7 protein-coding genes and 1 pseudogene are annotated in these 8805 nt (G+C 39.5%); 1 reads left to right on the plus strand and 7 read right to left on the minus strand.

The annotated features are described in order from the left end of the window. A pseudogene (locus ABYK33_RS10965) lies at positions 1-870 on the plus strand (type I glutamate--ammonia ligase); the annotation flags it as partial. Between the two features lie 276 nt (positions 871-1146). Here ABYK33_RS10965 and ABYK33_RS10970 read toward each other — a convergent pair. From ABYK33_RS10970 to ABYK33_RS11000, 7 genes are all read right to left on the minus strand, one after another. Further along, complete coding sequence (locus ABYK33_RS10970) at positions 1147-2457, minus strand: cation:proton antiporter (protein ID WP_373033248.1); 1311 nt, start codon at positions 2455-2457, stop codon at positions 1147-1149. A gap of 29 nt (positions 2458-2486) precedes the next feature. Next, complete coding sequence (locus ABYK33_RS10975) at positions 2487-3095, minus strand: DsbA family protein (RefSeq protein ID WP_373033249.1); 609 nt, start codon at positions 3093-3095, stop codon at positions 2487-2489. A gap of 1 nt (position 3096) precedes the next feature. Continuing rightward, the gene (locus ABYK33_RS10980) at positions 3097-5247 is read right to left on the minus strand and encodes a transglycosylase domain-containing protein (protein ID WP_373033250.1); all 2151 of its coding nucleotides are present in this window, start codon (positions 5245-5247) and stop codon (positions 3097-3099) included. A gap of 34 nt (positions 5248-5281) precedes the next feature. After that, positions 5282-6379 (minus strand): aminotransferase class I/II-fold pyridoxal phosphate-dependent enzyme, encoded by a 1098-nt coding sequence (locus ABYK33_RS10985; protein ID WP_373033251.1) that lies wholly within the window; start codon positions 6377-6379, stop codon positions 5282-5284. Between the two features lies 1 nt (position 6380). Next, positions 6381-6944, minus strand: a complete 564-nt coding sequence (gene maf, locus ABYK33_RS10990; RefSeq protein WP_373033252.1) for a septum formation inhibitor Maf — start codon at positions 6942-6944, stop codon at positions 6381-6383. Continuing rightward, positions 6944-7471 (minus strand): hypothetical protein, encoded by a 528-nt coding sequence (locus ABYK33_RS10995; RefSeq protein WP_373033253.1) that lies wholly within the window; start codon positions 7469-7471, stop codon positions 6944-6946. The genes maf and ABYK33_RS10995 overlap by 1 nt, the downstream gene beginning before the upstream one ends. Position 7472: 1 nt before the next feature. Beyond that, a partial coding sequence (locus tag ABYK33_RS11000; RefSeq protein WP_373033254.1) for a DHHA1 domain-containing protein occupies positions 7473-8805 on the minus strand: 1333 nt, incomplete at its 5' end.

An 8805-nucleotide genomic window follows, 5' to 3' on the forward strand; every position in this document is an offset into this window, starting at 1 on the left:
CCTACAATGCCAACAGATACGATGGTAGACCTCAGAGCTGAAATGATGCTCATCATGGAAGAAGTAGGGTTAACAGTAATGTTAGGTCACCATGAAGTTGCACAAGCACAAGGTGAGATCGGTATCAAATTTGGTGACATGATCGAAGCTGCTGACAATGTACAAAAATATAAATATGTTGTTAAAATGGTTGCTCACCTTAATGGTAAATCTGCAACATTTATGCCTAAACCACTTTATGGTGACAATGGTAACGGTATGCACGTACACCAGTCTATCTGGAAAGACGGTAAAAACCTTTTCTATAAGCCAGGTGAATATGCAAACCTTTCTACAATGGCATTAAACTACCTTGGTGGGATCTTTAAACACTCTGGTGCTGTTGCATCATTTACAAACCCAAGTACAAACTCATACAAAAGACTTGTTCCTGGATTTGAAGCACCATCTATTTTGACTTACTCAAGCCAAAACCGTTCAGCTGCTTGTCGTATCCCTTATGGTGCAGGTGAGATGGCTACTAGAATTGAGACAAGATTCCCGGATTCAACGGCTTGTCCTTACCTTTGTTTTGCAGTACTAATGCTTGCAGGTCTTGATGGTATTAAAAATGCTGATGTACCTGTTGGTCCGATGGATATCGATCTATTTGAACTTACTCTAGATGAGATCAAAGATAAAAATATCCCGCAAATGCCTCGTACATTAAGAGAAGCACTTTTGGATCTCCGTGAAGATTTCGAGTTCCTTAGACCTGTTATGACAGCTGAATTTATTACAACATATAGACAATATATGTTTGCAAGTCAAGTACACCCGGATGAAGCTAGACCTACAGGATTTGAGTTCTATACAACTTACTCTTGTTAATATCTTATTCCCTCTCTTTGGGGGAATAGTTTTTCTACACTTTCATACCCTTTCCAAACATATATAAACTTTCTCTTTTCTTTATCATCATTTCATATATTATTTACACTAACTAACATCAGGAAGCTGGAAAAAGTCAAACTTCAAAGACAGGTTGTTGATTTCCTGGAAGAAAAAGTGGATGCAAAAGCAGAAAAAAGAGTGGGACTTGAATATTTACTCAAACGTTTTAGTGAGTTAAGAGAATAATTCTCTTAGCCCCGTATTTATCATATCTTACTTCTTAAAAATAGAAGGTTCTTCCTCTTTTTTCACAAATGTAAAATATCCCCAAAGTACTGTTCCGTAGACAAAAATCGACATCATGACCACACCGGTGGTCACCACTTCAAAAAACTCTTTGTGTTCAAAAGAGGCAGGTATCATATGCACTAAAATGATAGACAGTGCCCCTTTCATGCCTGAGAAGGTAAGAATAAACCATCCTTCTTTTCCTACAGGTTGTATCGATTTTGTTTTATGTCCAAAAAAGGCAAACTTTGCCATAGAAGCAGCACGAATAAATGTCGTGATACCAAACATGATCAATATTTCCACTTTATACTGCCATAGTTTCTCTACACTCACCATCTCAGCTAAGACAAAAAATATCATAACTGCGGCGATGTATCCAAACTCTTTTGCCATCTCATAGATATATTCCAGTCGTTCATTGGTAGTCGCTCTTATCCCATCTAATCGAAGCTTATGCAAAAAACTTCTTGTTTTACGTGCCTTACCTTCTGCCTCATGGGCCTCGATGTCCATATCTATCCAAGCTTTTGTAGCTATGATAGCCGTAATAAGTGTTAAGATACCACTGACATGCATCTCTTCTGCTACAACATAGGCAAGATATGCTTCTATAATAAACATGAAAAACTCTCCTCTTTTGTCTGAAAAGAGTTTCATCAGCATATAAAATGCAAATCCAAGTGCAACACCTATCCCTAAACTCACCACAAATACACGTAAAGCATCCATAGCTGCATGCCCAGCATCTATCTCTCCACTCATCATCCATGGTAGTCCTATGAAAAAGAATGCGATAACAGCAGTAGCATCATTTCCAAGTGATTCACCCTCTATAAGTACTTTGATATGATGACTGATACCTTGAAAACGAGAAAGTATAGACTGCACAGACACAGCATCTGTAGCCATATTGATGGCAAACAGAGACACATACGCACCCAAAGTCAGACCTTCAAACACACCTAAGTAGTACATACTTGCCCCTACAGATATAGAAAGCGCTACCGCGATCACAGCAAGGTAAAAGATATCCCAACCGTATTTTTTGATGTCAGAGAAGTGTAAATGCAGAGCATCTCCCATAAAGATAAGCGGTATACAGAACAAGATGATGGCATCAAAATAGTATTTGAGATCTATAGGTACAGCCATCGGTACATAGGTGTAAATAGTGTACGAACCTATAAGCAGTAAAAAGACCGAAGGTATTTTAAATCTATTGGCAACGGCATCTGAAAAGACAACCAACCCCAGTATGGTTATAAGTATGATCTCGGGTGCAAAACTATGCATATATTTTCTCCAATATTATTGTGATTGTGCTATTTTAATAATTTTTTCATTTCCGGTAGACTACGATAGCCTTTTTGACAAACCATATGCCCCTCTTCATCTATAACGACAACAGAAGGAAAGGCATTCGCTCCCATGGAATGTGCTTTTGCAAAATCATGTTCCAGCAGAAGCTGTGCTCTGTCACTTTCAAAGAAGTCCCTAAATGTTGTACTGTCTAAGTCCACAGTCTGCAGTAGATCACATAACACATTTATATTTGTGATGTCTTCGGCTCTGGTATAAAAGGCTTCCTGTATGGTATGCAGATATGCAAAAGCTTTTTGTGTTCCAAAAAGTTCACGTACTGTTATCACTGCTTTGCATGCAGGATAAGTGTCGTAGTCAAAAAATTCTTTTTCAAATAAGGTGTATGAAAACGCTTGTCCTGTTCGTTGGGATACTTGTTTCCAATGACCTTTAAGATACTCTTTTGATCTCTCATTCCAGGACATCTCACCTTTGGTACGTAAGCCGCCTAGAACCAATGAAAATTTATATTCATCCACTAAAGTACTATGGAGTTCATCTATAACAGGTGCAAATCCCCAACACCAAGAACACATGGGGTCAAGGACAAAGATCAACTCTTTTTCCATACTAGAATAGTGTACCACTATCGTTAGAAACAGGTGTTAAAGGCACTTTTCGTTTAGGATGTAAAGGATCATTTTCTTCCATAGCCTCTTCTGCAGGGTCTTCTGACACTGGATCTTCATCGATATTGATCGTAGGTGCAAAGCCTATCTCTCCATCATCAGGATCAATGTCTTCTACGATTTCCATCTCATCTTCTAAGAGTTGATCATATTCATCATAGTTTTGTACTGGTTTTTTGTGACTGTCGGGTAATGGAGAATTCTCTGTGTACAGTTCAGATCTGCCTTCATACTCACCTCTAAATACACCCTCAGGTATGTCAAATGTCCGCTTTGTCTCAGGATATAGTTCCAATAACTTTTTATAGTAAAAAGCAAATGCAGGTGCGGCCAATGCACCTCCTGTAGCTCCTTTTCCTATACGTTTATTGTCATCTCTACCAAACCAGACAATGGTTTCGATGGTTGGGGAGTATCCACAGAACCATGCATCTATGTTGTTGTTTGTTGTCCCTGTTTTTCCTGCAAGTTCTATGCCTTCTACACGTGCATTTCTACCCGTACCTCTTTTCACGACATCTTTTAAGACATCTGTCATCAGATAAGCCTGTTCCGGTGTAGTGAAATCTTCTATCTCTTTAGGACGTGTTTCATAGATCACTGCACCCTCTTTAGAAACTATCTTACTCACCAGTCTAGGTGCTATCATATGACCTTCATTTGCAAACACTGAAAATATCTGTGCCATTTTAAGTGGGCTTAACCCAAGGTTACCCAGTGCGATAGACATATCTCTAGGTATATGCGGTACATCTAAAAATGCCAATCTTTTTCGTATTGTACTTACACCCAGATCAGAAACCAAATTAATGGTAGCAAGGTTACGTGAATGTACCAGTGCTTCTCTAAACGGAACAAATCCTTTAAAGTCACGCTCATAATTTTTCGGTGCCCAAATTTTTGGTTTACCGTTCAAATAATATTGAAATGTTCTTGCAAGGTCTGTCAATGGACTTGCAGGGTTATATCCCATGTCTAATGCTGTTTGATAGATGAACGGTTTAAATGCAGATCCAGGCTGACGTTTGGATTGTGTCACACGGTTATAGGCAGATTTTTCATAATCTGCTCCACCAACCATCGCCAAAATATCACCCGTCTTACTCTCAACGGCCACAAATGCCATATTTAATGTAGAGGTTTCTGCTTTCTCTTTATATTTTGTAAGTGCCTTATTGTAAGCAAAATCAACAGCCTCTTTTGCGATGGCCTGTTGTTTCATATCTATAGTGGTATATATCTCATACCCACCCGTACGAACATCACCCAGTTTTCCTTTAAACCGTCTCAATACTTCATCTACTATGCCAGGTGCTATATTTTGGGTTAAAGATGTTTTATAGATCTTAGGAGACTCTTTGACTGCCTTAAGATAGTCACTTTGCGTGATCCACCCGATACTTTTCATACGGTAAAGTACATTATTGGCACGATCCAAAGCCCGTTTGTAATGTTTAAGTGGATTATAGAAACTTGGTGCATTTGGCAAACCAACCAAAATAGCAGCTTCCTTGAGCGTTAACTCATTGAGCTCTTTATGATAATAACCATTGGCTGCTGTTTTAACACCAAAATAGTTATTACCATACGATATCTCATTGAGATATCGCTCAATAATATCTTCCTTGCTTAACTCATTTTCTATCTTCAATGCCAAGATGGCTTCTTTGATCTTACGTGCCAGTTTCTTTTCGTTGGAGAGAAGTTTATTCTTAATAAGTTGTTGGGTCAGTGTACTTCCACCCTCAACAAAAGCACCTGCTTGAATATCTTTGACGATCGCTCTTAGGATTGCATCAGGGTTCACTCCATTGTGCTCAAAGAACTGTGTATCTTCCATCGCCACAAGCCCTTCAACAAGAAAACCAGGGATTTCATCATAACGTGCGTATAGACGGTGTTGGTTTTTAAAGACATATGCCAGTTTTTCACCATGTCTATCATAGACGATCGAAGAGGTTTCAGGCTTATAGTTAATCAGTTTATCTGCATCTAAAGATATCTCTTCATACGCATATATAAAAGCTGCAGTCAGTGCTACGCCAAATACCATTGCTAAGATAATGGAACCTTTTACTAAACTATTGAACACACAGACCCTTTATATACATCTTTTTGATTTTTAATTATAATTGTACCGAGTTATGGCTAATGAGTGCCAACGCATGTCTCATTTTCTTCACAGAGACAGACAAATTGAGTATGACCCTCATAATAGGTTTTTCTACTGTAGGCTGACGTATGGCTCCTACAAGATACCCTTGATCCATGAGTCCTTTTTGTACATAAAGTGCATGCTCATTGCTTGGCATCTCTATAGGTACGATCAAACTTTGGCAGTTGATACCCAACTGGTTTCTTACAGCTATTTGACGTTCCAAGATCTTCTTTGTGTATGTTGCTGCATTTTTACGTATATGCTTTACATTCACCAGTGCCAGTGCCGTATCAAACACAGATGGTGCCGTTGAGTAGATAATGGGTTTTGCTCTGTTTTCCAGAAAACTTATCACATTTTTGGAAGCCAAAATATATGCCCCATAAGAACCATAGGCTTTACCTAATGTTCCCATCTTTATATGTCGTTCATTGATCCTGATACCATAATATTCAAAGATACCCAAAAGTTTTAGTCCAAGTACCCCTGCACTGTGAGCTTCGTCTACGATGAGCAGTGCTTTGACTTTATCAGCAAGATCAAATATCTCTTTTTTACACAGATCTCCACCCATAGAGTAGACACCTTCCACAGCAATGATCTGTCTTTTAGCCGGATGTGCTGCTAACTTTTCTCTTAGGTCATTCACATCATTATGGGCAAATGTAACTACCCTGTCTCCCAAAAGTTGTGAAGCCATCACACCGGAAGCATGATACTCTTCGTCCATAAAAAGCATATCTCCTTTACGAACCAGTGCTTCTATGAGTGCCATGTTTGCAAGAAAGCCAGAACCTACTACCAGTCCTTCTTCAAAATCATTATACTCTGCCATGGTCATTTCAAAGATCCTGTGAATAGGATGATAACCATTCACCAACATACTTGCTTTGGAACTTACAGTATCATACTCATTGACAAGCTTTACTGCTTTTTTAAACTGTTTCTTATTCAGTGACAACCCCAAATAATCATTAGAAGCCAGGTCATCCAACCTGTCATCAAAAAGCTTACGCTCTCTAAATCTTCCCGCTTTTTTGAGGGCTTTTAATTCGTTTTCATACATTTTAACTTCCAGCCTTTATCCATGGCAAAAGACTTTCTACCTGCAGCCCCATAGCCGTACTTTCATACCCGTCTACAGATTGTATATACTTTTTGCAAAAACCTTCAACCATACATCCCCCTGCTTTTCCCTGCCATAAGCCACTCTCAAGATATCTTTCAAGATCATCCTCTTCAAACTTTGAAAAATGATAATGCGTTGCTGAAATATCTGAAAACGCCAGTCTCCTTGACTTATAGTGAACAGAGGAGATAATAGAGATCGTCGAACCGCTTTGTATGTTTAAGATGCGTCTTGCGTCTTCTACATTTTTAGCTTTTCGTAAAATAGTACCATCTGCAGCTGCGATCACCGTATCTGCACAAAGTAAGGGTGTCTCCAAGCCCAACTCACGAATGGCTGCATCCAATTTGCCTTTACTTGCGGTATAGACAAAATCTTTTGCTATAGATGTAGTGATCTGTTCTTCATCATAATCTACTGATTTTTGAATAAAATCGATTCCAAAGTTATTTAGGAGCAATGCCCTACTCTCAGAAGAAGAGCATAAACAGATCGTACTCATTAAAACCCTCTAAGACTTACACCTAGCCAAAGTGCTACAATACCTAAAACGATATTCAGTGGTAAAAGTAAGTTGGGGATGAAACTCATCTGTGCTTTAGCGAGTGCAATCTCACCTTTGGCAAATAGCTTCCATGCTTTTGCACGTTTGATATACATATAGGTGTAATTGACTGCCATGATGGTCCAAAGTATCTCTTTAGAAAGAAAAAGCGATTTCAAATCACCATGATGTCCCCCTGTAGCTATCGCCATTATCAAACCTGTGGCAAATAAGATCATAATAAAAGGTATAACAAGATTAAAGAGTCTACCTGTTACCTGCAGAGTTATACCTAATCTCTGTTTAGGTTTCAACATAGAATCCATTACATCGTTTTGCAACATCTCCGCTGCGGTCACACCACCTCTGCTAATTACAGGATGAACTGCCACACGGATCGCGATCATGCCACCTACCCAGATAAAGGCAGAAAGTACGTGTAAAAAGACCAATAAATGTCCATAGTTGTTAAATAGTTCTGTCATGTTAATTTCCGCCTTCTAACACTTCACTCAAATAAACTTTTGCTTCTTCAAGCGCTGTAGTGATCTTACTCGGATCTTTCCCACCTGCCTGTGCAAAGTCTGGACGTCCTCCGCCACCACCACCAACGATAGGAGCGATCGACTTGATCCAGTCACCTGCTTTGATCGGTGTATTTTTAGACCCCGCAGCCAACATCACTTTGTCACCTTTTTTCATAAAGAGCATCACAGCAATGTTTTCATATTTGTTCTTGAGCTCATCGATCATCGTTTTGATGTCACCATTTTCAACTTCTTCTACGATGATATTCACGCCATTAACTTCTACAGCACTCAACTCTTTTTGACTGCTGCTCATAGCAGAAGCCAATTCACCCTTAAGTGTTTTCAGCTGCTCTTTGAGTTTAGTGATACCTGCTACCGGATTTTGGTTTTTGAGCTCTGTTTTAATTTCATTGAGCTCATCTCTTAACGCATTTACCGCTTCTCTTGCAGCATTTCCACAAACAGCTTCTATACGTCTTACACCAGCACTTACACCACTCTCTTTAGTGACCATAAAAAGACCTATCTGCGAAGCATTGTCTACGTGAGTACCCCCACAAAGTTCTATAGAATCTCCAGCAAAGCTTACTACACGTACCTCATCACCATATTTTTCACCAAAGAGTGCCATCGCACCGGAGTTCTTCGCTTCATCTACGCTCATTACTTCCGTTTTACCTGCAATACCTCTAGAGATCTTATCGTTCACCCATGCTTCTACTTTACTGATCTCATCAGCCGTCATCGCCTGTGGATGAGAGAAGTCAAAACGCAGTCTTTTGTCATCATTGAGTGAACCTGCTTGTGCAATGTGCTCTCCAAGGATGTCTCTAAGTGCTGCATGCAGCAAGTGCGTTGCAGAGTGATGTTTCTCTATCTCGATACGGCTGTTATCAACTACTGCTTCTACCTCATCACCTACACTCAACTTACCTTTTACTTCCGAAAGGTTCATCTCTAAGAATTTTCTCGTGTCAAGTACTTTTACATCCGCATTAAGTGTTCCACGATCACCTGTCTGTCCACCTGACTCTGCATAAAATGGTGTTTTATCAAGAAGTACCCAACCCTTGCCATCTATGCTCTCTACCTGTTTAAAATCTTCATCTAACAGTGCCAGTACTTTTGCCTGAGCGGTGTTGTTTGTGTAACCTACAAATTCATTGACATCAAACTGCTCTTTAAGTGCTTTAAAGTCACCTGTTTCTGCAGCGTCACCTGTACCTTTCCAATTCGCTTTAGATTGCGCTTTTTGCGCTTCCATCTTCGCATCAAATGCATCGATATCA

Origin of the sequence: Sulfurovum sp., from assembly GCF_041562805.1 — a bacterium.
Taxonomy (GTDB): Bacteria; Campylobacterota; Campylobacteria; order Campylobacterales; family Sulfurovaceae; genus Sulfurovum.

What these genes read in the sequence shown, in the direction of transcription:
- ABYK33_RS10970 (WP_373033248.1), bottom strand. Translation starts at nt 2,457, where the DNA reads ATGCATAGTTTTGCACCCGAGATCATACTTATAACCATACTGGGGTTG.
- ABYK33_RS10995 (WP_373033253.1), bottom strand. Translation starts at nt 7,471, where the DNA reads ATGACAGAACTATTTAACAACTATGGACATTTATTGGTCTTTTTACAC.
- ABYK33_RS10985 (WP_373033251.1), bottom strand. Translation starts at nt 6,379, where the DNA reads ATGTATGAAAACGAATTAAAAGCCCTCAAAAAAGCGGGAAGATTTAGA.
- maf (WP_373033252.1), bottom strand. Translation starts at nt 6,944, where the DNA reads ATGAGTACGATCTGTTTATGCTCTTCTTCTGAGAGTAGGGCATTGCTC.
- ABYK33_RS10975 (WP_373033249.1), bottom strand. Translation starts at nt 3,095, where the DNA reads ATGGAAAAAGAGTTGATCTTTGTCCTTGACCCCATGTGTTCTTGGTGT.